Here is a 25,937-nt window from a genome sequence, read left to right as displayed (position 1 = left end):
TAGCTGAAAAAGAGGAACTCAGGCTAAGAGCTTCACATCCTGAAAATGCCTGAGTGACCAACATCGTGTTGGCCTATAGCCTCCGGCGGATGTCACGGAATCGGAAAGGAGTTCTTTGTGCATACAAAAAGTCGATTCCAGACGCAATTATGCCGAGGCATAATTGATAAATTATCAAATAGAGAGGGAGAATGTCTAGATGAATTGGTTACAGTTAGCAGAGGAAGTTATTGCAGGGAAAATCCTTAGTAATGAGGAGGCTCTTGCCATTTTACATAGTGAAGATGATGAGCTATTAAAGGTGATGGACGGTGCCTTTGCTATTCGTAAGCACTACTATGGGAAAAAAGTAAAATTAAATATGATTATGAATGCTAAGAGTGGTTATTGCCCAGAGGATTGTGGCTATTGTTCTCAGTCATCTAAATCTACAGCACCGATTGAAAAATATCCATTCATTACGAAAGAGGAAATTTTAGCGGGTGCTAAACGAGCATTTGACAATAAAATCGGTACTTATTGCATCGTGGCAAGTGGTCGTGGACCGACTCGAAAAGATGTCAATGTAGTTAGTGAAGCGGTTACAGAAATTAAAGAGAAGTATGGCTTAAAAGTTTGTGCTTGTCTTGGCTTACTAAAAGAAGAACAAGCGCAGCAATTAAAAGAAGCGGGGGTGGATCGTTACAACCATAACTTAAATACATCTGAACGACATCACTCTTATATTACTACGTCCCATACGTATGAAGATCGTGTGAATACGGTTGAAATTGCGAAAAAGCATGGAATCTCACCTTGCTCAGGGGCCATTATTGGTATGAAGGAAACAAAAGAGGATGTCGTGAATATAGCGCGTGCACTTCATCAATTAGACGCGGATTCGATTCCGGTCAACTTCTTAAATGCGATTGATGGCACGAAACTAGAAGGGACTAAAGAATTAAATCCACGTTATTGCTTAAAAGTGTTAGCGTTGTTCCGTTATATGAACCCAACAAAGGAAATTCGCATTTCTGGTGGACGAGAAATCAATCTTGGGTCACTTCAGCCACTAGGCTTATATGCAGCAAACAGTATATTTGTTGGGGATTACTTAACAACTGAAGGACAAGAAGCAAACAGTGATTATCGTATGCTTGAGGATTTAGGCTTTGAAATTGAATTATCAGCGAAGCAAGAAGCAGCATTCTGCTAAGTAAAACTTATCCACGATTAACGGGAGTAATGAACTGCCCGTAAAAGCCCGATTGGTGAAGACTAAAATCAGTGCGGGATAAGAAACCCCACTGAATTAAAGATTCACTTTATGAAATAAAATCTACTACTACTACTTAATTATCATCGAATTTGGAAAGCCGTATGTGCGTCGTGGAAAAGGCGTACATATGGCTTTTTCTGTTTTTCTGTGGAGGGTAAAGTGCTCGGGTTCAACGGGAAAACGCTCAGGTAGGAGGGTAAAGTGCTCGGGTTCAACGAGAAAATGCTCAGGTAGAAAGGTAAAGTGCTCGGGTTACCAAGAAAAACTGCTCAGGTAGCATGACCAAGTGCAGTCAAGTCCTTAATATTGTGTAAAATTCTATACAAAGTTTTTCAACCCTGATCTAGCTAAATATCTGATTGGTAAAATGAATTGGATTTACTTATTTAGCCTTCCTACATTTTTTTGGGCCGTAACTTCCGTGTATTTAGATGCCCACATTCAGAAATGGCTGTCAAAGGCTCTTTTCACTTTGATAGCCGTTTCTGAATGTGGCACCCTACGGAATGGAAGTTACGCTAAAAATACTTTAAGAATTGTTAAGTTGTAAGCCCTTTTTTCTTTGCGTATATAGTTTCTTGATATTGCATTAGAACCGCACCTACTAATCGAAAAGCAGATTGTGTATTAGGGAAGATACGAATTACTCTTTCTCTTCTACGAACTTCTTGATTTAAACGTTCAAGAGAATTGGTACTACGAATATGACATCGTATTTTTTCTGGATAGTTCATGTATTGTATAGTATCTTCGAATCCTTCATCAAAGATGGCAAGAGCTTTCGTATATTTAGAATTGTTTCCGAATTGATCAAATAACTCATCTTTAAACTTTCGAATATCTTCAATTGTGATGGCTTCAAAAACACGTTTTATCATCATGCGGATTTCAGCTGAGTCTTTTTTAGGAAGCTTTTCAATGATATTTCGTTTGAAATGTACGTTGCATCTTTGCCAAGATGTCCCGATAAAATCGCGCTGTATAGCTTTTTGAAGACCTTGATGAGCATCTGAAATCACAAGCTTAGGTGATTGAAGCCCACGAGATTTGAGGCTTTGGAAAAATCGACTCCAACTCTCATAACTTTCTGCGTGGTCCACACTTAAACCGAGTATTTCACGTTTATTTTTATCCGTAATAGCTGTGGCAATATAAACAGCCTTTGAGACAATACATTGATGTTCACGAACTTTTATATACATCGCATCTACAAAAAGAAAAGGAATATAAGTTGTATTTAATGGACGCTTCGCCCAAGCATTTACAATTGGATCCAGCTTTTGTGTAAGTGAAGATACAAAGGATTTAGAGATGCTTTCTCCACAAAGTTGTTCAACAATATGAGTGACTTTACGTGTTGAAACGCCATTTATCACCATTTCTAGCATAGATAAAACGAGAGCTTGATCACAACGAGCATACTTTTCAAAAATTGTTGGTGAAAACTCGCCATTACGAGTTCTAGGAACAGTGAGCTTAATTTTACCGATACTCATCGTTAATTCACGTTCATAATAGCCGTTACGGTAATCACGGCGATTAGTAGAACGTTCATAGGTGTCTACTTGCAAATAGTCGTCTCTTTCTTTTTCCATAAACTCGTTTAAAACCAAAACTATTGCCGATTTAATAACTGCGTCAATATTAGAATTGATAATCGAATCTTTTAAAAGATCCATGTCTAGGTTAAACTGTAATTGGGTCATTTTATATTCCTCTCTTTACTTTATTTTCGTGGTTGAAAACATTGTAACCAAGAGGAAAGAAAATGACCCCTTTTCTTTTTACACAATTATATGGACTTAATCCCAAGTGCTCAGCATCGTCGAAACCCTACGATTGGCATATAAATGAAAAAAAGTGACGGATAATAAAACGAAAAGAACTGTTTTTATGCCTTGAAAAATCAGGTTTTCACAAATTGTTCAATGAAAGCGTTTTGAAATTGAACAGTTTGTGAAAGGCTTCACATAAGGCTTACATTTTATAAAAAATCGGCGTAAAATAAGAATCAAGTAAGGAATTGTTATAATTGTTATAAAACAGTTGGAAAAAGCATCACGGTCTTCGGTGGTTGTTATATTACAAAAACGAATTGGAAGGGAGCTTTTATGATGTGGGTTATTACAGTATTTGATAAAAAGGACGTTCGAATTTTTGAGTATGCAAACAAAGATGAGGCAACACGGGCTTTAGAGAAATTTAAGAAACATGCCGTTTTAACGTATACAAAATAATTGCAGAATTGAACGAAGCAACCCTTTTCGACGCTATAGCGCACGAAGAGGGTTGCTTTTTATTCTTTTAATGAAGGAGAATTGAAATCGCGCTGTATACTACTAAAAGAGCCATCACGATATTAAACGCCCGAACTGCTCAGGATAGTTGCATAAGCCTTCTTTTGAAAAAGGATATTTATCATCCCAAAGAGAATTTAAATAGAATGGATTATTATATGGAGGATAAAAAGAATGAATAAATATCTTAATAGAATTTCCCAAGACTTAGTAAATGCAAATTTGGATAATTATTGGTCAGGTTTTGAATCGGTTGCTTACGCATTATATGATAAGAGTTATGTTTATCTTTTCAACCATCCTAGAATGAAAAAAAATAACAAAATAATTATCAAATTTTAAATTGGGATGAACAATTTATGGGGTGTACACTTATTCTTTATAATGATTATCCAACAGCAATTGTAAATGTCGAATTGTATGAGGATTATGAAAGTTTATATTCTATTCTCGTACACGAATTATTCCACGGTTTTCAATATGTTAAAGGCGAAACACGGTTTGCAAATGAAATTCTGGGAATCACATATCCGATATCGAAAGAAAATGTGGAATTACGAAATCAGGAAAGAACCAACCTTTATAGTGCTGTGTTAGAAAATAATATTATTAAAAAGAAACTTTATCTTAATACTTTCATTGCCCTAAGAGAAAAAAGAACTACTAAGTTTAATAATAATTTATTATACGAAAACTTAATTGAAACAATTGAGGGACCTGCGTGGTATGTTGAACTAAAGGCTTACTCAGAAAAAGCCCCAATAGCTTACAATTCAGTTCTAAAAAAATATGGACTACACCTTAAGGACAAATATGAATCTACTTCTGATTTACGAAAGAGTTGTTATAGTTCAGGCTTGTTTATGTGTTTGTTACTAGATGAGCTTTTACCAGGTTGGAAAGAAAGTTTTTGGGGTAAAGAGGAAACATTATACGATATATTTAAACAGCTTTCGGATGATTTTATAATAATAAGTAACGTAGGAATAAGCTCTGAAACAGAAGAAGTAATTAATTTTGCTATACAAAATAGAAAAAATACATTTAAAAATTTTGAACAACAAAAAGGAATTCATCTATTTATTGAAGGTGAAATAACAGCTAAATCTTTTGACCCGATGAATATCGTCTCATTAGAAAATAGGTTTTTACATAAGAACTTTATAAAAGTAAGAATTAACAATGAAGACTATCTTGTACAACAACCTGTTATCGCCTATTGTAAGGATGGACTTCAAAAAATAATTAAATTACATCTGATATTAAAGAATAATCCCATTGAAAATGTCGATTCGCTTAAAATTGATGGTATCGGAGTAATAAAGGGAAGGTATGAAAAACAGGAAAATATTTTGCATTTATATGTGAATTAGGATCATTTCTTCTACAACGAACGGAGTGCTTTAGTTGAAGAAGATACAAAATCAGAAGTAACAATCTTTGAGGAAACAGTCTTATTTAAAGGTGAAGAGAAGGATTTATTTAAGGGATAATATATGTTGAATGAACACGAAAGCAGCTTAGAATATTTCTAGGCTGTTTTTGATCTTTATCCGATATAATCCGTATAAAAAATATCGAGTAAAAAATCAATGGATACAATATGATGTAATTGTTAAGGAGGGAAATGAAATGTTACAAGAATTCAATCAATTAATGGATTACATCGAAAAAAATTTAACGGAAGAAATATCAGGAAAAGAAATATCAGAAATAGTTGGTCTATCTGATTATCATTTTAAAAGGATGTTTTCTTATATGGCAGGAATGTCATTGAATGAGTATATCAAAAACAGGAGATTATCGGTAGCGAATGTTGAATTGATAAACGGTGCGAAGGTTACAGATGTTGCCTATAAATATGGCTATCAATCAATCGAGGGATTTTCAAGAGCCTTTCGTGAATGGTGTGGCTTCTTACCTTCGGAAGTAACGAAAAATAAAATTCAAAAATCATTTCCCAAATTTTCATTCTTTATAGATATTAGGGGAGGAATTTCCATGGAATTCAAAATAGAAAAGAAAAAGAAATTTAATATAGTTGGAGTATCAAAAAGGGTACCAATACAGTTTGAAGGTGTCAATAATGCAATTTTAGAACTAGCCCAGTCTATTACTGAACAACAAAGAAATGAGATGCATCAATTAGCTGATTTATATCCTCATCAAGTTTTGAATGTATCTTATGATTTTGATGATGGTTACTTAGAAGAAAAAGGTTACTTAACTCATATGATTGGTTTTGCAACAACAAAAGAAAATCAATTAGCTGATTTAGAACAACTTTCTATTGAAGAAAGTTTATGGGCAATTTTCCCTAATCATGGACCATTCCCTGTTACCCTTCAAGAAACGACCGCGAAAATTTATTCGGAGTGGTTGCCATCTTCAGGTTATGAAATAGTCGACCTACCTGGAATTTCTTTTATAAAGCATGATGGTACTTATGAAAATGTATATTGCGAAGTTTGGATACCAATAAAGAAAAAAAGTAAGCGTTAGTTATAACAATGAGGGTATAAGAGTTGTATTCGAGTAGATGAACTGGTGTTCAGATTACTTCACAAAGAAAAAAGGGTCATACGTATAAAACCTCATTTAGAAAGGTCACGGTGAACCGTAACGGTTGCTTTAGTGAATAAAGGAGTACAAAAATTATCTAATACTAAATAAAAAAGGTTAAACTCCATGTTAATTAATATTTTTTAGAATGGAGTTTGTATAAATTAGCTAGTTAAAAAATCTGATTTTAAATCAAGTATTACTCAATAATAGAAAGGCTTAGGAGTTGTTCCTAAGCCCTTTTTGAGGTTTTAAATGAAAGAAATGTAATGAATATAGCATTGGTTTTATGTATTTAAAAAGATTCTTTTATTAGCCTTCGGTACACAGGAGGTATGTATCAAATGAATCTATTTTGTCTATAGGGATGTTCTTTTTTGATATAATGATTCGACGTATTAACTATGTGTAATATCGATTTCTTAGGTAATTGTAAAAAGAGAAGAAAAAATAAAAAAGTAGCTAATTTATCTTTGAATAGTTTAGCAACTTTTATATGTAACCTACATTACAAGTGGATTTTTCTTTTTGATTAGCCTTAATAGGCTCTGTCCTCATTTTTTACTATGATGAGAAATAAGAAAAGATGATATGAAAATTTCACACCATCTCTTATTAATAACTTTGTTTATTTTTAAACAATTTTTATAAAATGCTACCTAAGCGTTTAATACCTTCGCGGATGACTTCTGGTGTTGCATTTGTATAATTTAAGCGCATTGTATTTACACCCGTTTTAGATGTGTAGAATGGATCGCCTGGTACGAAGGCAACTTTTTGCTCCATCGCTTTTTGGAAGACGTCTAATGATGAAGTTCCATTATTCATTGTAGCCCAAATGAACATTCCGCCATCTGGTCGTGTGTAGTCCACATGTGCTGGGAAAAACTCCTCCATTGCATTTAGCATAGCATCGGCTTGGTTTTTATATAACGCTATAATTTTCTGAACGTGCTCCGTATAGTCATTGTTTGCTAAATAATCATAAATGACATATTGAGAGAAAATATTTGTGTGTAAGTCAGTTGCTTGCTTCGCAGTTTCGATATGCTGCATTAATTCTTTATTTTTTGTAATGATAAAGCCAAGTCGCATTCCTGGTGTGACTGTTTTAGAGAAAGAACCTAGCAAAATACTATTTTCTAATTTACCAGCACCAATGTATGGTAGTGGCTCACCTTGGAAGCGTAACTCTCCATATGGATCATCCTCAATTAACGCTACATCATATTTTGATAGGATTTCGAAAATTTGCTGACGTTTTTCTTTAGAATACGTAAGACCTGTTGGATTTTGGAAATTTGGAACTGTATACACGAATTTTACATTTGGTTGTTGTAGTGCATTCTCTAATTCTTCTAAGTTTAACCCATCATTTTCGAGTGTTACACCATAGAAGGTTGGCTCACTTAATGTGAAGGCTTGAATAGCACCTAAGTAACCAGGCTCCTCGATGACGATACCATCGCCTTTGTTAATAAGTACTTTCCCAATTAGTTCAAGAGCCTGCTGTGATCCTGTTGTAATAAATACATCGTCAGCATGGACATCTAGTCCGTGTACTCGTCGATATTTTGCAGCAATGTACTCACGTAAAGGCGCATAACCTTGTGTACCTGAGTATTGGAATAGACGACTACCGTTTTCCGAAATAGCTTTGTTCGCAGATGCCTGTAACGCTTCAACTGGGAAAGAAATTGGGTTTGGAAGACCCCCTGCAAAAGAAATAACATCATCTGATTCAGTTACTTTCAAAATGTTTCGGATGAATGAAGACGGGGTATTTAATATTTTTTCTGAAAATTCCATAATTTATCGTCCTTTTTTTCTGATTTTTTAAAAATTATATCATTGTCATCATATGCATACAATATTATCATTGTATGCAAGACAATTAAATATTGTATGCAAAATTGAGAGAGAAGGAGCTTAGCTTAGAAAATGCCAGTTAATTCGTTCGAAGAATACCCAATGAGTTGGAAGCCGAATATTAGCAAAGGTTCGGCTCCGTTATATATAGCAATTGCTGAACAGCTAGAACAAGATATAAAGGATGGAAAATTATCGCCAGGCACGAAGCTACCTCCTCAGCGTGAGTTAGCTGATTTTTTAGATGTAAATTTAAGCACAATAACAAGAGCTTTTAAGCTTTGTGGGCAAAAGGGGCTTATTTATGCTTCTATCGGAAATGGAACGTTTGTTTCATCAGATGCAGCGGCAAATAAAATTTTATTACCAACAAGTAATTCTTCTCAGATGATTGAAATGGGCTCTGTGCTGCCAGAAAATCATGCGAATGGGGATATTACACGTTATATGAAAAAGATGATGAATGACCCTAATTTTAGTAAATTATTTCAATACGGACGACCAGAAGGAAATGCATGGCAAACGGAAGCAGCCATGAAGCTATTGGAAAAGGTTAACTTTCAAACGGATCAACCAATATTACTTGGGGCAGGGGGACAAAATGCCATTGTTGGCACGTTAGCGGCATTGTTTCAACCAGGGGATCGAATTGGTACAGATCCCATTACTTATGCAGGTATAAAAACAGCAGCAAATATGCTTGGTATCCAACTAGTAGCAATCCAACAAAGAAACGGAGAAATGACAAGGGAGGGGCTATTATACGCTTGTAAAAATGAGCATATAAAAGGTCTTTATGTTATTCCAGATTTTCATAATCCAACTACTCATACAATGTCGATGGAAACAAGGAAAATGATAGCAGAAGTAGCGAGGCAGAAAGACATAATCGTCATTGAGGATGCAATCTATAGTTTTCTTAAAGAGAAACCACTTGCACCAATAGCCTCCTATGCACCAGAAAAGGTCATTTATATTGCCAGTGTTTCCAAAACTATCTCACCGGGCTTACGACTATCCTATATCATTACACCGCCAGCTCTACGAAAAAAAATAATGGAAACATTGTATAACATAAATATTTCAGTGTCTTTAATGATGGTGGAGCTTACGGCTAGGATGATTCATGATGGCGTTGCGCAAACCATTTTAGAGAAGCACCGTTTGTATGCCAAGCAACAAAATGCCCTTGTCGATCAATATTTAGGGGAATATAACATTTTAGGAGAAGAGGAATGTATTTTCAGATGGCTTATACTTCCCGAAAAATTCACTAGCATTCAGTTTGAATTGCTAGCAGCAAAAGCGGGTGTGCAAGTGTACGCGGCTGAACGTTTTGCTGTAGGAAATGCGAAGTTAGTAAATGCAGTTCGTTTGGCCATCACTGCACCTGAAAATCAACTTGAACAAGCTCTGATCATTTTGAAGGATTTACTTGAAAGTGATGGTGATTATACATTTGTTGATTAAACGAAGGAAGGTTTATAATAAAGTTATGTAAAGAAAAGTGGCGATACGATAGCGCATACAGGGTAAGCCAAAGTAAATGAGGAGATAAATATGAATAAAGGAAGAATCATTTTACATATTGACCTTAATTGCTTCTATGCCTCTGTTGAACAAATTTACGATGCCGCATTAAAAGGGAAACCTGTGGCAATCGCAGGTAATCCAAAAGAGCGTAGAGGTATTATTATTACTTGTAGCTATGAAGCAAGAGCAAGTGGTGTTTATACAACTATGAATGTCGGAGAGGCGCGTCGAAAGTGCCCGGAGTTAATTGTACTACCTCCTAATTTTGAACGATATAGAGCAGCGTCTAAGTCATTTTTTAATTTGTTAAAAGAGTATAGCGACATTCTCCAACCAGTTTCAATCGATGAAGGATATTTGCAACTTCCTATAGTCGAAGGCCAACATGTATTGCAGCACGTACAAAATATGCAAGATAGAATCTGGAACGAACTGCAACTCCCTTGTTCAATCGGCATTGCACCGAATAAATTTTTAGCGAAAATGGCAAGTGATATGAAAAAACCAATGGGTATTACAATACTCCGAAAGCGCGATGTTCCCGCAGTATTGTGGCCGTTGAATGTCATTGAGATGCATGGAGTAGGTAAGAGTACAGCGGAGAAATTAGGTAAATTAGGTATCAAAACAATTGGAGAACTTGCTGTAGCTGATGAATATATATTAAAGCAAAACTTTGGCATTAATGGTCTGCGCATGAAGCAAAAGGCAAATGGCGAAGATGACAGACCAGTTGATCCAGAAGCAATATATGATACGAAAAGTGTGGGGAATTCAACAACACTTTCCCGTGATACAACAGATAGGGATGAACTATATAAAGTAATCGCTACCCTGTCTGAAAAAGTAGCAGAAAGATTAAAGGCCAAGAAACTTGCTGGAGTTACTGTAAGTATCATGATTCGTTCAGCTGATTGGGAAACATGTACACGAAGTAAGTCTATCAATAACGCAATTCATTCGAAAGAAGATATTGTTGAGCATGCCTGGTATCTCTTTAATAAGCATTGGGACGAGGAACCAGTACGATTATTGGGTGTTACTGTATCGAATGTCAGTGATATTAAAGAAACGACACAACAGCTAACGTTATTTAATTTTGAAGAGCATGTAAAAGATGAACCCATCATTAAACTGGTTGATCAAATCGAGCAAAAGTTTGGAAAAGGAACCATTTTGCGAGGTTCAGATATTGCCAAACCAGCTGGGAAATATCAAGCAAATACGAGTTTTAGTAAGGACTTTTGGGACGAACATAAGTAGAATAAATAATCAAACTTTAAAATCAAACAGAAAACCGTCATTTCGATCAACCTTTTTTCGAAATGACGGTTTTCTATTTGTAATTAGACTAAAAGCGGCTTATTTAAGTGGAAATATTATATGTTTGTAGAAAATTCATTTTCCTTTTGTTCATAGTTTTCACGGCGATTTTTGATTTTTTGTAATACACTATCTAGCACATTCCGTTCAGCTAGCGTTTGATAAAGGACATTCTGTACCTGTGCGGCTTCCTTGTTTTCTTCTTGATTACTTAGGAATTCACTGAATGTTCCCATATAATCATTATAATCTATATTGGAAAGTGTCTTAGCAGCTACCTGTTTGTGCTCAGTTAACGCAGAAGTAAACTGTTTACGTGCCTCATCTGGTTGGGCAGGTATTAGTTTGATTTTACCTTTTGTATCTGAGTCTCCTGTGAAGTCAAGGTATTGATAATCGAACGCCAATGGTTTAGCAAGAGCGATATGGGCGTGAAGAGCAACAGCATGGTCAGGAAGTTTTTCAGTTATCTCACGAAGGATATCGTTTCCTTTGTCTAGATAACGACTGCCATCGAATGCAAGAACACGGCCGACTTCTTCAGAGAAATAGTCTTGAGCAAGGAATTCCTGATCGTATCCGGTAGGTGGTAAAACACGAAGTCTTAAGTTATTTGATACGATGTTATGGCCGTTTATTTGCATAGCTACTTGAATGTTATAAAATCCTGGGTCATCAATTAACCAGCCATTTTTCCCTACGGACGCGAAAATAGTTTCGTATAGTGATTCACCAGGCATGATTACCTTATTCTCTTTATTCCATAAATATTGAACATGAGGTAGTAATCGACGTCCTTGTTTTCCGTCTTTTTTAACCAATACAGTCATTCCGTATAAATCAGACAATATATGTTTATTGATTGACTGAGGTTGATTCGAAGTATTTGTTAATTTGATTTCAATAACTGCAGGTTCTAACCATTGGAATATAGATGTTTTACGGTTAACCCTCAATTCAAGATTAAATGAAGGGTGAATAGAAACGGTTGGTTGCTCAAAACCATGATCTACAGCCCAATCAGCATTACCCATTTGAACGAAGCGCTCTGGAGCGTGGCGCAAAAACAAAAGTTCTTGATCACTAAAACGATACTCAAAGTTTTTAAAGAACTCCTGTTGGTTGCCATCAAATTTGAAAGGATAATTCATAAAGCTTAGAGCCTTAGGTTCTGGAGTAAGTGGTCGATCCAACGGTTCCCAAGGATGACCTAGGTGTTTTTGCCAAGAGTGCAGGAGATTGAAAGCATGTCCCATCTCATGGCAAGCGCACCAAAAACGATATCTCTGTACCCAAGCTTCTGGGGAGGGGTCACCTTTAGGTGGATCTGAAATAAATGAATTATTAAAAATGGCTGTCCCTTGACGATGATTCGGACCTATACTATCAAACATAATACCGCCCAGACCATGGCCTTCTTCAGCTTCCGAATTTGCAAAGAATGTCCACATGGACCATTGGGGCTTATTATCAAAGTGTGACCAATATACTTGCATGGCATCATGCATCTCTTGAGTGTTCCACTTTTTATCAGTCCCTGTATAGTCTTTGGAAACAAAATTATTACCGTCTGATATTTTTACATCAAACCCAGTACGTTTAAAGACTTCTGAAATTGACAGAGTTTCATCCGGCAAAGATGTTGGTTTGTCTGGATGCGCGTGTGTTTGATAGGTTGTGACTGGTGTTGTCCCTTCTTCACCATCAAATTCAAATTCCACAGGATGGAAGTAAGGAGATTGAAACTTGAACGAGCTAGTTCTGTCTGTCTCTCCTCCGATCAGAAATGCGACTTCTGCAGTATGCTGTTCAGGGATTGAACCGCGTGTAACTTGTATTTTTACATTTGTATAAGGAAATGATTGTATGTCGTCTAAGTATTTATTTCGAATATTACCTGTCCAAGTATCTGTACCGTTAGCTGTTAGCTTGGCAATCCAATGAATAGTAGAAGACATGTTTGAAATAATAGTTCCGCTTGCTACCATTTGTGGGTAGTATCCGTCTACATCGATACGAAGTTCCTCACTGATTTGCTGTTCACTCCATGCATATAAGCCACTAATTGGTGCGAGGGGAAATTCTCCTAAACTGGAAGGGGTAATGGCTTTTACTAATTCTTTTGCTTCGTTCGTTTTGTTTTGATCCATCTTTATTACCTCCATGTTTATTATTTTTTGTCTTTCTTCCTCAATCCCAAGAGCTACAATATTTCATCAAAAATGCTAAATGTGTTTCAAGTATTATATATGCAACAGAAACTATAAATATGACACTATAAATAGTAAAATAAATACAGTGCTTAAAATATAAGAATAATCTAATTATTTCCCAAGAAATACAAGAACAAAGAAAGAAGGTGTGGTAATGAATTATAAGGAGTACGGTGATCTACATAAGCCACTCATATTATTGATTCATGGGGTGGTGTTGGAGGGTGGATGTGGGATAAACAAGTCCAATACTTTTCCGATTATCATTGCGTTGTACCAGAATTAATAGATAACGAGGCTAGTAATATCTCTGATTTTTCAATTGAAGATAGTGCAAAAAAGCTACTATCTATAATAGAAGATAAAGCAAAAAATAAACTTGTCATAGTAGTAGGATTTTCACTAGGAGCACAAATTGCTATTCAAATGATTAGTTTAAAACCGCAATTAATAGATTTTGCCATCATCAACAGTGCTTTAGTGACACCTTCCCCAATTGCAGAAAAAAGGATTCGACCATTGATAAAGTTAACTTTTCCCTTAATAAAAAATAAATCATTCGCTAAGCTTCAAGCTAAAACGTTATATGTAGATCAAGAATATTTTGAGCAATATTATGAAGATAGTTCAAAGATGAAAGTAGATACCCTTATTAAAATATTGAAAGAAAATATGTCGTTTGCCATTCCTCGTGATTTTTCGAAAGCCCAATGTAACATTTTAGTAACTGTCGGTGAAAAAGAGAAAGGCAACATGAAACAATCTGCAACCCATCTTGTGAATAGCAATCCTAATTGCCAGGGTGTTGTGCTATCTAACATCGGCCACGGTGTTTCATTAGCGAACCCTGAGTTCTTTAACCGTTTTGTTGAAGAGTGGATGAAGGATGGTAAGCTACCAGAAGGGAAGGTTATCAATTAGTGTTTAAATTTATATCCCCTGAAGAGATAGGGAGGGGATTTTTAAAATGTATGCTATATTTATAAGTTGATTGGAGTTATTTACTAAGGAAAAATACGTTAAATAAAACAATTAGAGGCAATGTTTTGGTGATTATTTAGGTCTTGCAGTATTAAGAAAATCTCCTAGATAGAAGCAATGGGAGTGATAAGTGATACGAGTGTTTAGCCAAACGGATAGCATCGAATAGTTCTGTTCCTTAAAAACTTATCTAACCATACTTAATCAAAGACTTGATAGTATAGCTTAGAAGCTCCGTATAGCACCATATTGATGGAGAATGGAATATATTACAACAAACGGATAAGTGGTAAAATACAGTAATGGAGTTATTTTGAAAATATGACCTAAGGAGAGAAGTACGGATGGGGAAGAAGAAAAAGACCTTACCGAAAAATTTCGATGAACTAATTGAAGTAGGCGATATATCAGCATTAAAAGAGGTATTTATGCTATGCGAATTAGATGCTCGTGGCGGATACAGTAAATCAACAGCTTTGAGCTTTTTCAATATACCGAATGAATTGGTCAGCTGGCTAGTGGAACAGGGTGCTGATATAAATGCTAGTGACAGTTACGGAAGAACGGCTCTACATAAACATGCAATAAGTTGGTGCGGTAATACTGAATTGCTGCTTGAGTTGGGTGCAGATATAGAAGCCATTGATTATCAAAACGAGACACCTTTATTTGCCGCCGCAGCTTCATTCAAGCCAAATGCGGTAAACACGTTGATTGCCAAAGGGGCAAATATCAGCGCAGAAAATAAGATGAAACAGACACCCTTAGAAAAAGCTTTGGCAATGTGTAGAAACATAGATATCGTCAATATGGCGAAAGTCGCCGATATTTTGCTAAATGCTGGTGCAACTGTAACGCAGAAGATGAAAGACTCTATTAAACGAATTGGAAACGACTTTGAGTTTCACAGAGAAGGCTTTAATAAAGAATATTTGAATCAAACAGAGGAGGCACTTTTACATCTATATGAGCTATTTGATGTTCCTCCTATAGGGAAACGAAAGACTCACAATGGCACCTCTCCAATAGAGGTATCAGCAAAGGGATGGCAGGCGCAACACAATGAACTCTGGAATTTATTAATTCCTTCACAAGGACATGCGAAAACCGTACAGGGTGAGGTTATCCGTATTACTGGTAAAGTGTCATACGAAATTTTAGATAACGGCAGTATCAACTGGGATGATCAATATCGTAAAATGCTCAATAGTTTGAACCATTACTTTAGCTTGGGTACGCCATTACATCCAGATGCACTTCTGGAGGCCGAAAGACTAGCGAAAGAACTTCACAACGGCAATGGTAGTAATGAACCTGTGAGACTATGCGAACTTGCAGTGAATTGGGTACTCAGTAATCTTGATCCTATTACTTTGGAACAGCCCGACTATAAGCGATAACTTATGTACGACTTAATCAGCGTATACAATAAGCTTTTTAAATGTACTATACATTCTTTCTAAGCACATACCAGCTAAGAAGATGGATGAAATAAAGGGGGTTAATCAAATATGGTGGAACGCATACCATGCAAGACGGAATACTGCAGCGCAACAATTCTGCCGAGTACAGCAGCTAAAACAGGCGGCATCTGCATGCCTTGCCATCAGGAGCAGGAACGAAAAAAGCAACAAGCTTATATTGAGCAGCACCGCAAAACGGTGAATCTCTATGATGGATTAACAGATCATGTAGACATTCTCAAGGTTATGCATGCACCGAGAAAGTATGACCCGCTTATCCAATACGTCCCTTATCCGTTAAGCATGGAGCAGGTGTACATATTCTTATCAGACCAAGAAGCGAACTCTATGCTGAAATATGCAATGAAATTATTTGCTGTTAACAATGAAAGTGAAGCAGAAGACATTTTATTATCATTAGTATGCTATCGGAATTATAATATCTCGAATGCTTTGCCTGAGCTTATAAAGCGCGGCTTGTTTTATAATCCGATTATTTTTAAAGATGCATCACAAGATATTCAAGATCAGCTTTTGGAGCGGGCGATATGGGATGAGGACAACCGAAATCATCTCCTCCTTGTGCTCGGATGGATTGGTAATGCCGTAGTCACAGAGCAGTTTCGGGAATGGCAATTGCAGCCGCCAAAATGGGCGGAGCAACTGTATGTAACTCCTGAAACATATGCTCTTGATGGAGGATGGGAGCTAACCCCAGACGGAGAGAAGCGTGACCTAATTAACCATTTATGTTATGCAATCAGGCTAGAAGAACAACAGAATGACGATTTAAATGAAGTACATCATGCCCGTTTTCTTGAGATAAGCCATTCAACATGCCCATGGTGCGATAGGAAGTTAACGAAGTTGATGGACGTAGCTACCTCTCATCCTTCCTTGCAATATCTCGACTTGCAGATCGAGAATCTGCAGGTGATAACCTGTGATTTATGTGGGGGATTTAGCACGATATACATAGAGCTGGACAATCATGGCGTGCCTGTCTGGAGCCACTATAATCAGGAACCTGCTTATCTTCCGGATATTGATGACGTAAACAATAGTACTGAAATCCCACTTAGTTTAGTCCTATCACATGAGCCGCAATCACCGTATTATGCTGCAGTTTGGACCATGTCACAATTAAATTCGCAGATTGGCGGCCATCCAAGCTGGGTCCAGGATCCGGAGTATCCGCTTTGTCCTTGTTGTAAACGAAGAATGCGGTATATAGGGCAAATCGATTATGCTGATTTTGATAAATATGGTGAAGGCATTTTTTATATGTTTATATGTGCAAAAGACAGGATTACGGCAACAGTATATCAGCAAAGCTGAATAAAACAGCCGCTAAAATAAGGAATGCTGAAGACACAAAGGAGATCCCAAGAAGAAGAGCTCGCTTTAGCCTCGGTTTGAATAATCATAGAACCGTAGGAATCCACGGAGATAGCTTGGTAAATAAGAGAAACCGCTGTTGGTAAAGAAATACACCAACAAGTATGCTCTGTTCCCAAGAATCTCCCACTTCAATCTAGACCGTAAGGCCGATAAGTGGGGGTAGTTCAATAAGGGTGTCATAATTGTACAAAAATTCATATGTACTTTTTTATAAAAAATCTGGAATTGAAACTTCAAATTAAAAAATTTTCGAGTATAGAGTAGTTTCTTTTAGATATGTTTACTCCGTACTCTGGAATGCTTTTTTGCGCAGGTTAGTTATAATTTCTGTCAACAAATATTTCATTCGGTACTTCCCTTGCTTGAGATGGAATAAGAAAAATATCTAGTAGCCGAGAACCAGGATATGTTTGGGAGTCGAACAAATTAAAATCATATTTAAACCTCGATCCATTCAGTATGGGTCGAGTTTTTTTGAGATTATTACAAATGTTATTCAACTAACGAAATATCAGTGTGTAAAAAGAATGGAAATCCTTGATGTGGGAAATAATGTAGTTCTCTTATGCAAATAACAATTCAAAATAAAACCAAAACATTACGGAGGTAAAAAATGAATGTCCTTGATTGTATCATTATAGGTGGAGGTCCTTCTGGGTTAAGTGCTAGCTTAACTTTAGGAAGGGCTAGGAGAAACATTGCATTATTTGACGATAGAACGAATAGAAATAGGGTGACACAAGCATCACATGGATTTATTACTCGTGATGGGATAAAACCACAAGCGTTTAAAGAAATAGCTTTAAAAGAGTTGGAGAATTACCCCTCCGTATCCTATTTTACTGAAACAGTTACTGAAATTATTAAGGATATAGGTAATGGGCGATTTACTGTCAAAACATCTACTAGTCAGGAATTTGTTTCAGAAAAAATAATACTCGCCACTGGTATTCAAGAAATATTTACTATACCTAGTATAAGAAAGTTTTATGGGAAAAGTCTATTTAGTTGTCCGTATTGTGATGGCTGGGAGCAAAAAGATAAGCCATTAGTGGTTATTGCAGAAAAAGAAGAGCATGTACTGCATTTGACTAAGTTAGTTTATAATTGGTCGCAGGATTTGGTTGTCTTAACAAATGGAGTTCAATTATCTAAAGAAGGTAAAATGGAGTTACAAAAACACAATATCAAAATTATATCGGAAAAGATTAAAGACTTAATAGGTAATGACGGTTACTTACAAAAAATAGAGTTTGAAACAGGAGCAACAATTGTAAGATCGGGTGGATTTGTTGCCCCATCTTATTATCGACCAAATCAATTTGCTGAGAAGCTTTGCTGTGACATTCATGAAAATGGAAAAGTTATAACAGATGGTGTTGGTAGAACAACCCAAAAAAACGTATATATTGCAGGAGAAACCGAAAGATCTAAACCATCCTCTTTAATGATTTCAGCTGCTAAAGGTAATAAAGCTGCAGTTTCAGTAAACACTGATCTAACGATGGAACGCTTTTGATTGCGTCATAACACCTTCTGCTTCAACTAAATAGGTACTTTGCTAATATAATTAAACACATTAGCGCCAATGTGTTGTCACATATACTTCAAACATTAGAGTTAGTATAAGAAATTACGAAGAACGGATTTTTATTTTAGAATTCGTTTTTTTCTTGTTGCTAAAAAAGGATTGAAGTTTTTTTGATGAAGTTATTGAACTCGTGGACATTCATGACATAATCCACCTGCTTTTAGCAGGTGGTAATTTAAAGCACTCTTATCTTAACTGATATTAAAGTGAGAATGTTTATTTTGACTTATTAAGCATTATCTACTGAATATTTTAGCTTCAACGCCATTACTTAAATCACATTAATTATTGAAAATGCTTGTCATTTTTTCTGCAACCTCTTCGGTAATCGCAAGAAATCGTTTGGAAATTGATGTCATGTAACGATCCTTAAGTGTAATTATATTAAGTTTTGTTTGTAACACTGGATTTGCTAGTGTTCTAAGTACCGGTAAATCAGGAGAATTAAGTAGCTTGAAACAGCTAGGTACAAAACAAATTCCTGCGCCTTTCATTACCATCATAAGTGTCGGTAATGTTTCTGTCCCCCAGTAAACGACATTAGGCGTAAATCCACTTTTTTGGCATGCCTCGATCACATCATCAGCAACACCTGATCCATAAGATGTTGTATTTAAAAGAAATCGTTCGTTTTTCAAGTCTGCAATATCAATAGAATCTTTTTCACATAGATGATGGTTGGGTGGAAGAGCTAAAAGTAAAGGTTCTGTTAGTAGTGTTGAAGTATGGATGTCTTCCGCTCTCACTGAAGTTCGGACAATTCCAATATCTATTTTATGACTTCTTAGTTCTTCTAAAATATATGATGTATTCCCCTCGCGAACATGTGTAACTATGTTAGGAGTTTCCTTTTGAATTTTTTTTAAGACATTTGGCAAAATAAATAGATTTGCTGAAGTAGTACAACCCAATTTCACAGTACCTCTAATTCCTTCATGAAACTCGACTAATTTTTTCTCCGTATTCTCAGATAAATCAAGTAATTCTTTTCCTTTTTCATATAAAAATACTCCACTTGGTGTTAATTCAAGAGATCTACCTAAACGATTAAACAAAGTGACATTTAATTCTTGTTCAAATTTTCTAATTAAAATACTTAAGGGGGGTTGAGTCATTTGCAGTGCAGTAGCAGCTTTTGTAATGCTACCTTCCTCAACTACTGTAATAAAACAATGTAAACGATGAAGGTTCATTTTGATAACTCCTCCTTTTAGTATTCATAAAATATATGGAAGTCATATAAATATTATAATTTACATTATAAAAATGTAAAGATATACTATTTTCATAATTAAGAATAGTTCAAAAATTGTTTCTGAACAGTATTTCAGTTTTAAGTTAGTTGATACCAGAGTGTGTCCATACAATCGCAAATTATTAATTTATAAATGGAGGTTTTATCAATGACAACTAAAATTACTCAACAATCAAGAACTGTAGAGTTAGCTAAACTGGACAAAAAGCACTTGCTACATCCAGCTACAAATCCGAAGGCTTTAATTGACAATGGACCGCCTATTATCTTTGTTAAAGGTAAAGGCGTTACAGTTACAAGTACGGATGATGTGGAATACATCGACGGGATGTCAATGCTTTGGAACGTGAACTTAGGGCATGGGAATCAAGAACTTGCAGATGCTGGTAATAGTCAATTATCTACCCTCGCGTATGCATCATCATTTAAAGGATTTTCAAATGAACCATCCATTCTACTTGCTGAAAAATTAGCTGAGTTAGCACCAGGAAATTTAAATAGTGTATTCTACACTTCTGGTGGGTCAGAATCAAATGATACAGCAATTAAATTAGCTCGTTTCTACTGGGAGCTTAAAGGGAAATCAGAAAGAAGAAAGATTATTGCGCTAACGAATGCTTATCACGGTGTAACAATAGGAGCACAAACAGCTACTGGTCTTGCAGCATACCATAAGTTCGCATCATCAAATATAGACGGAGTTGTTCGTGCAACAGCCCACCTATTAAACAGCGAGTTAGGGGATAAAAGTGACCCGAACTATGCAGATTCTATCCGTGGAACAATTGAAAGAGAAGGTGCGGAGACGATTGCCGGAATTATTATTGAACCTGTGCAAGGTGCAGGCGGAGTTAATATTCCACCAGAAGGTTACTTAGAAGCAGTTCGTAAAATCTGTGACGAATACAATATCCTTTTCATGGCAGATGAAGTTATTTGTGGATTTGGTCGTACGGGTAAAATGTTTGGTGTAAACAACTGGAATGTTGTCCCTGATATGATGTCAATTGCAAAAGGAATTACGAGTGGCTATTCGCAACTTGGCGGGGTCATGATGAATGATGAAATTAGAGAAACAATTGCTAACTTCGATGCTGTTATCCCACATGGTTTCACATATAGTGGCCATCCGACTGCTTGTGCGATTGGACTGAAAAACATTGAAATACTAGAGCGTGATAATATTATTGACCACGTAAACGAAATGGAGAAAGAACTTAAAAAAGGTTTAGATTACTTAGCCGAAAAACATAGTATTGTAACAAATTGCAGAGTAATTGGTCTGTTGGCTGCATTTGAACTTTATGAAGATCCAACAAGTGGAAAATTGTTTGATCCAACTGTTTTCCCAGCAAATGCGGTAGTTGACGCATGTTTCGATCGCCAATTAATAGTAAGAGCGCTTGGAGCGTATAACCAAATTGTGGCAATTGCGCCACCGCTTATTATTAACAAAGAAGAAATTGAAAAAATGATTCAAATTATTGACGATTCGATTACAGCTTTTAAACATACACGCAACTAAACTATTCCTATAAAGTAAGTTGAGTAGTGGTGGTTATAGTTAAAAAGGGGAGGTTCTCTAGTGCTTTATATAAATGGTGAATGGCGAGATACAGGAAATAAATTAGATGTAACAAATCCTGCGACAGGAGAAATAATTAGAACGGTTGCTACAGGTGGTAAAACTGAAACTAAAGAAGCGATTGAAAGTGCGAAGAGAGCATTTGAATTCTGGGGTAAGACAACTGGAAATGAACGCAGCAACTACCTATTTCAAGTGGTTCAATTGATGAAAGAAAAAACTAAAGAATTAGCTGAAACAATTACACTTGAAAATGGTAAGCCTTTACCAGATGCTACTCGTGAAGTAGCAGGTGCGATCGGCTATCTAGAATGGTATGCAGAGGAAGCTAAGAGAATTTATGGGGAAACAATTCCTGCATCTGCAGCTGATAAACACTTAATGGTAATTCGCGAACCTGTTGGGGTATGTGCAGCTATTACACCATGGAATTTCCCGTTATCGATGATTACAAGAAAAATTGCACCTGCACTTGCTGCAGGTTGTACGATTGTTTTAAAACCGGCTGACTTAACTCCTCTTTCGGCGATAAAAGTATTCGAATGCTTTCATGAAGTTGGACTACCTGCTGGAGTTGCAAACCTGGTAATTGGCCCAGCTGAAGAAATTGGAAACGAGATGACGAGTAACCCAGACGTTCGTAAAATCACATTTACTGGCTCGACGCGTGTGGGGAAAAAACTTATCCGTGATTCGTCTGATACAGTAAAGAAAATATCAATGGAGCTTGGTGGACACGCACCGTATATTGTGTTTGAGGATGCTGATATTGACGCAGCAGTTAATGGAATCTTAGTGTCTAAGTTTATTAACTCGGGTCAAACTTGCATCAGCACCAACCGGATTTACGTAGCAGAAACTATAGCTGATGAATTCTCAGGAAAGTTAGCTGAAAAGGTATCTAAATTAGTTGTAGGAAATGGATTAGAAGATGGCGTAAATGTCGGTCCAGTAATTAATAAAGTAGCTCTTGAAAAAGTGAAAAGTCAAGTAGAAGACGCTGTGAAACATGATGGTAAAGTAATTGCGGGCGGTAATGTATTTACATTAAATAATGGAAGCGGTTACTTCTTTGAGCCAACAGTTATTCAATATGCAAACGATAATATGAAGATTACAACAGAAGAAACATTTGGACCAGTTGCACCAATTTATACATTTAAGACGGAAGAAGAGGTAGTAGAAAGAGCAAACCATCCTGAATATGGTCTTGCAGCATATTGTTATACGCGAGACATTGGCCGAGGCTTACGAATGATGCGTGCTTTAGAGTTCGGAATTGTTGGTATTAATGATCCAGCTCCAGTGGTTGTACAAGCTCCCTTTGGTGGTATGAAGGAAAGTGGAATGGGGAAAGAAGGCGGTTGGTACGGACTTGAGGAGTACTTGGAGAAGAAGTTTGTATCGATCTTTATAAAGTAATTAAAAAATTGTTACTAATCTAGGGGCTCTACATCAAAGTCTCTACTTGACAGCACATTCCACTACAGGCGGACGCTTTCCTGGGGGCGAACCTTGAGTCTCCTCGTCGCTAACGCTCCTGCGGGGTCTAAAGTTGTTCGCTAATCCCCAAGGAGTCGCCGCCTTTCGTTCCATGTGCTTACATGGCATAAGATTTACATTAAATCAAGTGCATATTGTGGTAATGACTCAATCTAGGTAACTAAATATATTGTGGTAGACTTTTCTGCATTCTCCCAAAGATTACTTTCCCCATACTTAGTTTATAAAGGATGTGGATTAAATCTACACAATTAAAGTAATGAACTTTAACAGGCGTGTTGATTAGGGGTTTATTGAATAATTTCACCCTTATTCCTCAGCTTCCTAATAAAATTTACCGTATAAATAATGCCAATTTTATAGATTGTAGCGAAGGGCTACTCGACTCTACGCTCGCCCGCAGGAAAGCGAGTATCCCTTAGCGGAAATCAACCTTTTCTTTCATTAGAATTAGATAAAATTAGTTAATCAACACACCTGAAACTTTAATTTAATTTCAATAAAATAAGAGGGAGGATTTATTATGTCTCAAGTAAATGTAAAAAATAATGGACTAGAAATAGTTGTCCGCAATATTTTAAAAGAGGATCTTGCTGAAGTTGCCGCACTTTCTATGAAGTGTTTTGGACCTGATATGGCATTAAAATATGAGCATTTTGAAAGTCAAATTGAGTTGTTTCCAGAAGGTCAAATTTGTCTAGAATATAACGGTAAAATTGTAGGAACCGCTTTAAGTCTAATTGTAAATTTTGAAGATTATGGAGATAGTCACTCATATTTTCAAATCTGTGATTTAGGATTTATTCGAAATCATAACCCTAATGGTAGAAACCTATATGGTATTGAAATTGGCGTACACGAAGATTTTAGAGGGTTACAATTGGGACGTCATTTGTACGATGGCCGAAAAAGAATTTGTGAGAAACTTAACTTAGAAAATATCTTAGTAGGTGGTCGTATACCTTTTTACTATAAATATGCTGAGCAGATGAGTGCAGATGAATATGTACTAGAGGTAATGAAAGGGAAAATATATGATCCTGTATTAACATTCCAATTGAAAAACGGATACGTTTTAAATAAAGTAATGCCAGGCTATTTACCTGGAGATGTTGAGTCATTAGAATATGCAACACTTTTGGAATGGAAAAATCCAGTTTACAAGCTTAAATTAGTATGAGTCTTTTGTCCGTTATGTTCGCCTATTTTAATAGGCGAACAGTGGATGCCCATTGTTTATTGCGATTATTTAACTTCTGTAGTTATGTAAGCGCTTTCAATGTTGTTGTAAGAGTTTTATTAGAAGTAAATCTTAGATAAAGAGAGGAGTTATCAATGGTTATCGCTGATAAAGTTATTTCGAGTGAAGCAGTATTTACAGGTTTAGAAGATGAAGCAAAGCCAGCAGCTATTGCGATTAAAGGTAACAAAATCATTGCGGTAGGTTCGATGGAGGAAATAAAACCATTTATAGGTTTAGACACGAAGGAATATCATTATGGCGACCAACTCATTATGCCAGGATTTCATGATGCGCACCTTCATCTTATGTTTGGTAGTCTTTTCTCGCATGCAAGTATCAATTTATCGAAGGCTCATTCGGAAGAAGAAGTTGCTAGTTTAGTAAAGCAATTCTCGGAAAACGTGCATGCTGATGAGTGGATTATAGGCTATGGATGGGATCATACAAACTGGGCAGAGAAATGCTTGCCGACACGTTTTTCTTTAGACAAAGTAGTTCCTAATCGCCCGATACTTCTTTTCCACGCAGAAGGTCATTATTCGTGGGTTAATAGTTTAGCACTTGAACATGCTAGGGTTACAAATGAAACTGAAGACCCTCCTAATGGTACGATTCAAAAAGATGAAAATAATGAAATTACAGGAATTCTTCTTGAAACAGCAATGAATTTAGTTGTGGATATTGCTCTCGCATTTCCGGATAAACGGAAAGAAGAATTGTTTGAAGAGTTCTTAAAAAAATCAGCTCAATTAGGCATTACATCAGTAAATGATTTGTTTGCAAGTAGTTTTGATAAGTTAAATAGTTTTGATATGTATAAGGCATATGATGAAGCTGGAAAACTTACGACGCGAATTCATCTTTACCCTGAGTTAAATGATGATATAGATAGAGCGATAAGCTTGCGTGAAAAGTACAATTCCGAAAAATTACAGCTTGCAGGACTTAAGCAGTTTATTGATGGCGTTGTAACTGGACATACCGCATACATGTTAGATCCTTACTTAGACAAACCTATAACTCGAGGGAGTACTGCTTTTCCTGTAGAAACGATCAAAAACTGGGTGACAAAAGCGGATAAAGAAGGGTTTCAAATTCGTTTCCATACAATTGGTGATGGCGCAGTTAGGCTTGCTCTAGATATATTTGAAGCGGCAAGAATGGATAATGGTGTAAGAGATTCACGACATGCGTTAGAGCATATTGAAGTGATTCATCCGACAGATATTAAGAGATTTAAAGAATTGGGGGTTGTTCCATCTATACAGCCTTCTCATCTAGCATTGATGCCAAAAGAAAGTCATACTTTGCGTGTCGGTAAAGAAAAAGACCCTTATACGTATTTATGTAAAACGTTATACGACGCAGTCGACTATATTGCTTTTGGTACTGACTATCCAATAACAACATTAGATCCTTTTAAAGAAATTTTCCATGCGATTACGAGACTAGACTTTACTGGTGATTATGAGTGGAATAGTCAAGAGCAGATAACACTCGCAGAAGCGTTGAAGGCGTATACAAAAGGTTCAGCATACAGCACATTCAGAGAAAAAGATTTGGGTACATTAGAAGTTGGAAAATTAGCAGATATTATTGTACTAGATAGAAACCTCTTTGAAGTAGAAAATAAAGAAATTCTTCAAACGAAAGTTTTGTTAACAATTATGGATGGTGAAGTTGTTTGTAGTGAATCAATCTACTATCCTACTATTTTAGTTAATTGATCATTTTACCGGGAAGATTTTTTTATCTTTATTCAACAGAAAACTCCCCCTCTATAGGTGGAGAGATGAATGCGATTTTGGTACCTTTTCAGTGGGTGTCCAAACACCTACTGAAAGAGAAGAACTCAGTCAA

General features: G+C 36.2%; 17 protein-coding genes and 1 pseudogene. 14 read left to right on the top strand and 4 right to left on the bottom strand.

Annotated features, from left to right (window positions below):
• Window positions 1–199: 199 nt before the first annotated feature.
• On the top strand, window positions 200–1,195 hold the full coding sequence (gene bioB, locus ABE34_RS02660) for a biotin synthase BioB (protein WP_197140283.1): 996 nt from the start codon (window positions 200–202) through the stop codon (window positions 1,193–1,195).
• 602 nt (window positions 1,196–1,797) lie between these two features.
• Here the strand turns inward: bioB and ABE34_RS02655 are convergent.
• Window positions 1,798–2,964, bottom strand: coding sequence for an IS256 family transposase (locus tag ABE34_RS02655; protein WP_197140281.1), 1,167 nt, complete (start codon window positions 2,962–2,964; stop codon window positions 1,798–1,800).
• 405 nt (window positions 2,965–3,369) lie between these two features.
• Here ABE34_RS02655 and ABE34_RS25355 point away from each other — a divergent pair, with 405 nt between their 5' ends.
• The 3 genes from ABE34_RS25355 (at window position 3,370) to ABE34_RS02640 (ending at window position 6,057) form a co-directional block, all read left to right on the top strand.
• The gene (locus ABE34_RS25355) at window positions 3,370–3,495 is read left to right on the top strand and encodes a hypothetical protein (RefSeq protein WP_276569472.1); all 126 of its coding nucleotides are present in this window, start codon (window positions 3,370–3,372) and stop codon (window positions 3,493–3,495) included.
• Window positions 3,496–3,914: 419 nt separating this feature from the next.
• Entirely contained in the window at window positions 3,915–4,928 is a 1,014-nt protein-coding gene (locus ABE34_RS02645; protein ID WP_197140277.1) for a hypothetical protein, read from the top strand.
• A 259-nt stretch (window positions 4,929–5,187) separates the two neighbouring features.
• A complete protein-coding gene (locus ABE34_RS02640; protein ID WP_197140275.1) occupies window positions 5,188–6,057 on the top strand; it encodes an AraC family transcriptional regulator in 870 nt (289 codons plus the stop codon).
• Between the two features lie 705 nt (window positions 6,058–6,762).
• On the opposite strand, the gene ABE34_RS02635 is transcribed toward ABE34_RS02640, so the two are convergent.
• Window positions 6,763–7,926: a PLP-dependent aminotransferase family protein gene (locus ABE34_RS02635; RefSeq protein ID WP_197140273.1), complete on the bottom strand. Its 1,164-nt coding sequence runs from the start codon at window positions 7,924–7,926 to the stop codon at window positions 6,763–6,765.
• A 132-nt stretch (window positions 7,927–8,058) separates the two neighbouring features.
• Here ABE34_RS02635 and ABE34_RS02630 point away from each other — a divergent pair, with 132 nt between their 5' ends.
• Together ABE34_RS02630 and ABE34_RS02625 are read left to right on the top strand one after the other, a co-directional pair.
• On the top strand, window positions 8,059–9,456 hold the full coding sequence (locus tag ABE34_RS02630; RefSeq protein WP_197140271.1) for a PLP-dependent aminotransferase family protein: 1,398 nt from the start codon (window positions 8,059–8,061) through the stop codon (window positions 9,454–9,456).
• Between the two features lie 90 nt (window positions 9,457–9,546).
• A complete protein-coding gene (locus ABE34_RS02625) occupies window positions 9,547–10,782 on the top strand; it encodes a DNA polymerase IV (protein WP_197140270.1) in 1,236 nt (411 codons plus the stop codon).
• A gap of 116 nt (window positions 10,783–10,898) precedes the next feature.
• Here ABE34_RS02625 and ABE34_RS02620 read toward each other — a convergent pair whose 3' ends face one another.
• Window positions 10,899–12,992, bottom strand: coding sequence for a hypothetical protein (locus ABE34_RS02620; protein WP_197140268.1), 2,094 nt, complete (start codon window positions 12,990–12,992; stop codon window positions 10,899–10,901).
• Window positions 12,993–13,209: 217 nt separating this feature from the next.
• Here ABE34_RS02620 and ABE34_RS02615 point away from each other — a divergent pair.
• The 4 genes and pseudogenes from ABE34_RS02615 to ABE34_RS02600 all read left to right on the top strand — a co-directional run bounded on the left by ABE34_RS02615 (window position 13,210) and on the right by ABE34_RS02600 (window position 18,419).
• Window positions 13,210–13,976: pseudogene (locus tag ABE34_RS02615) on the top strand (alpha/beta fold hydrolase).
• Window positions 13,977–14,380: 404 nt separating this feature from the next.
• The gene (locus tag ABE34_RS02610) at window positions 14,381–15,436 is read left to right on the top strand and encodes an ankyrin repeat domain-containing protein (RefSeq protein WP_197140266.1); all 1,056 of its coding nucleotides are present in this window, start codon (window positions 14,381–14,383) and stop codon (window positions 15,434–15,436) included.
• Between the two features lie 111 nt (window positions 15,437–15,547).
• Window positions 15,548–16,837, top strand: coding sequence for a DUF1963 domain-containing protein (locus tag ABE34_RS02605; RefSeq protein ID WP_197140264.1), 1,290 nt, complete (start codon window positions 15,548–15,550; stop codon window positions 16,835–16,837).
• Window positions 16,838–17,513: 676 nt separating this feature from the next.
• Window positions 17,514–18,419, top strand: a complete 906-nt coding sequence (locus ABE34_RS02600) for an NAD(P)/FAD-dependent oxidoreductase (protein WP_197140262.1) — start codon at window positions 17,514–17,516, stop codon at window positions 18,417–18,419.
• 353 nt (window positions 18,420–18,772) lie between these two features.
• Here the strand turns inward: ABE34_RS02600 and ABE34_RS02595 are convergent, their stop codons facing one another.
• Window positions 18,773–19,684, bottom strand: coding sequence for a LysR family transcriptional regulator (locus ABE34_RS02595; protein ID WP_197140260.1), 912 nt, complete (start codon window positions 19,682–19,684; stop codon window positions 18,773–18,775).
• A gap of 210 nt (window positions 19,685–19,894) precedes the next feature.
• On the opposite strand from ABE34_RS02595, the gene ABE34_RS02590 reads away from it, so the two are divergent.
• From ABE34_RS02590 to ABE34_RS02575, 4 genes are all read left to right on the top strand, one after another.
• Complete coding sequence (locus ABE34_RS02590) at window positions 19,895–21,271, top strand: aspartate aminotransferase family protein (RefSeq protein ID WP_197140258.1); 1,377 nt, start codon at window positions 19,895–19,897, stop codon at window positions 21,269–21,271.
• Window positions 21,272–21,331: 60 nt separating this feature from the next.
• Window positions 21,332–22,753 (top strand): aldehyde dehydrogenase family protein, encoded by a 1,422-nt coding sequence (locus ABE34_RS02585; RefSeq protein ID WP_197140256.1) that lies wholly within the window; start codon window positions 21,332–21,334, stop codon window positions 22,751–22,753.
• 604 nt (window positions 22,754–23,357) lie between these two features.
• A complete protein-coding gene (locus ABE34_RS02580) occupies window positions 23,358–24,014 on the top strand; it encodes a GNAT family N-acetyltransferase (RefSeq protein ID WP_197140254.1) in 657 nt (218 codons plus the stop codon).
• Between the two features lie 155 nt (window positions 24,015–24,169).
• Window positions 24,170–25,804, top strand: coding sequence for an amidohydrolase (locus ABE34_RS02575; RefSeq protein ID WP_197140252.1), 1,635 nt, complete (start codon window positions 24,170–24,172; stop codon window positions 25,802–25,804).
• Window positions 25,805–25,937: the final 133 nt, after the last annotated feature.

Source organism: Lysinibacillus sphaericus (genome assembly GCF_015844675.1).
Classification (GTDB): Bacteria; Bacillota; Bacilli; order Bacillales_A; family Planococcaceae; genus Lysinibacillus; species Lysinibacillus sphaericus_E.
This window is presented reverse-complemented; position numbering and strand designations above follow the sequence as displayed.

Bases quoted from the DNA above. Each gene is read 5' to 3' on its own strand.
- ABE34_RS02605 (WP_197140264.1), top strand. From the start codon at position 15,548: ATGGTGGAACGCATACCATGCAAGACGGAATACTGCAGCGCAACAATT.
- ABE34_RS02580 (WP_197140254.1), top strand. From the start codon at position 23,358: ATGTCTCAAGTAAATGTAAAAAATAATGGACTAGAAATAGTTGTCCGC.
- ABE34_RS02635 (WP_197140273.1), bottom strand. From the start codon at position 7,926: ATGGAATTTTCAGAAAAAATATTAAATACCCCGTCTTCATTCATCCGA.
- ABE34_RS02595 (WP_197140260.1), bottom strand. From the start codon at position 19,684: ATGAACCTTCATCGTTTACATTGTTTTATTACAGTAGTTGAGGAAGGT.
- ABE34_RS02600 (WP_197140262.1), top strand. From the start codon at position 17,514: ATGAATGTCCTTGATTGTATCATTATAGGTGGAGGTCCTTCTGGGTTA.
- ABE34_RS02625 (WP_197140270.1), top strand. From the start codon at position 9,547: ATGAATAAAGGAAGAATCATTTTACATATTGACCTTAATTGCTTCTAT.
- ABE34_RS02640 (WP_197140275.1), top strand. From the start codon at position 5,188: ATGTTACAAGAATTCAATCAATTAATGGATTACATCGAAAAAAATTTA.
- ABE34_RS02620 (WP_197140268.1), bottom strand. From the start codon at position 12,992: ATGGATCAAAACAAAACGAACGAAGCAAAAGAATTAGTAAAAGCCATT.
- ABE34_RS02590 (WP_197140258.1), top strand. From the start codon at position 19,895: ATGACAACTAAAATTACTCAACAATCAAGAACTGTAGAGTTAGCTAAA.
- bioB (WP_197140283.1), top strand. From the start codon at position 200: ATGAATTGGTTACAGTTAGCAGAGGAAGTTATTGCAGGGAAAATCCTT.
- ABE34_RS02575 (WP_197140252.1), top strand. From the start codon at position 24,170: ATGGTTATCGCTGATAAAGTTATTTCGAGTGAAGCAGTATTTACAGGT.
- ABE34_RS25355 (WP_276569472.1), top strand. From the start codon at position 3,370: ATGATGTGGGTTATTACAGTATTTGATAAAAAGGACGTTCGAATTTTT.
- ABE34_RS02630 (WP_197140271.1), top strand. From the start codon at position 8,059: ATGCCAGTTAATTCGTTCGAAGAATACCCAATGAGTTGGAAGCCGAAT.
- ABE34_RS02645 (WP_197140277.1), top strand. From the start codon at position 3,915: ATGGGGTGTACACTTATTCTTTATAATGATTATCCAACAGCAATTGTA.
- ABE34_RS02655 (WP_197140281.1), bottom strand. From the start codon at position 2,964: ATGACCCAATTACAGTTTAACCTAGACATGGATCTTTTAAAAGATTCG.
- ABE34_RS02610 (WP_197140266.1), top strand. From the start codon at position 14,381: ATGGGGAAGAAGAAAAAGACCTTACCGAAAAATTTCGATGAACTAATT.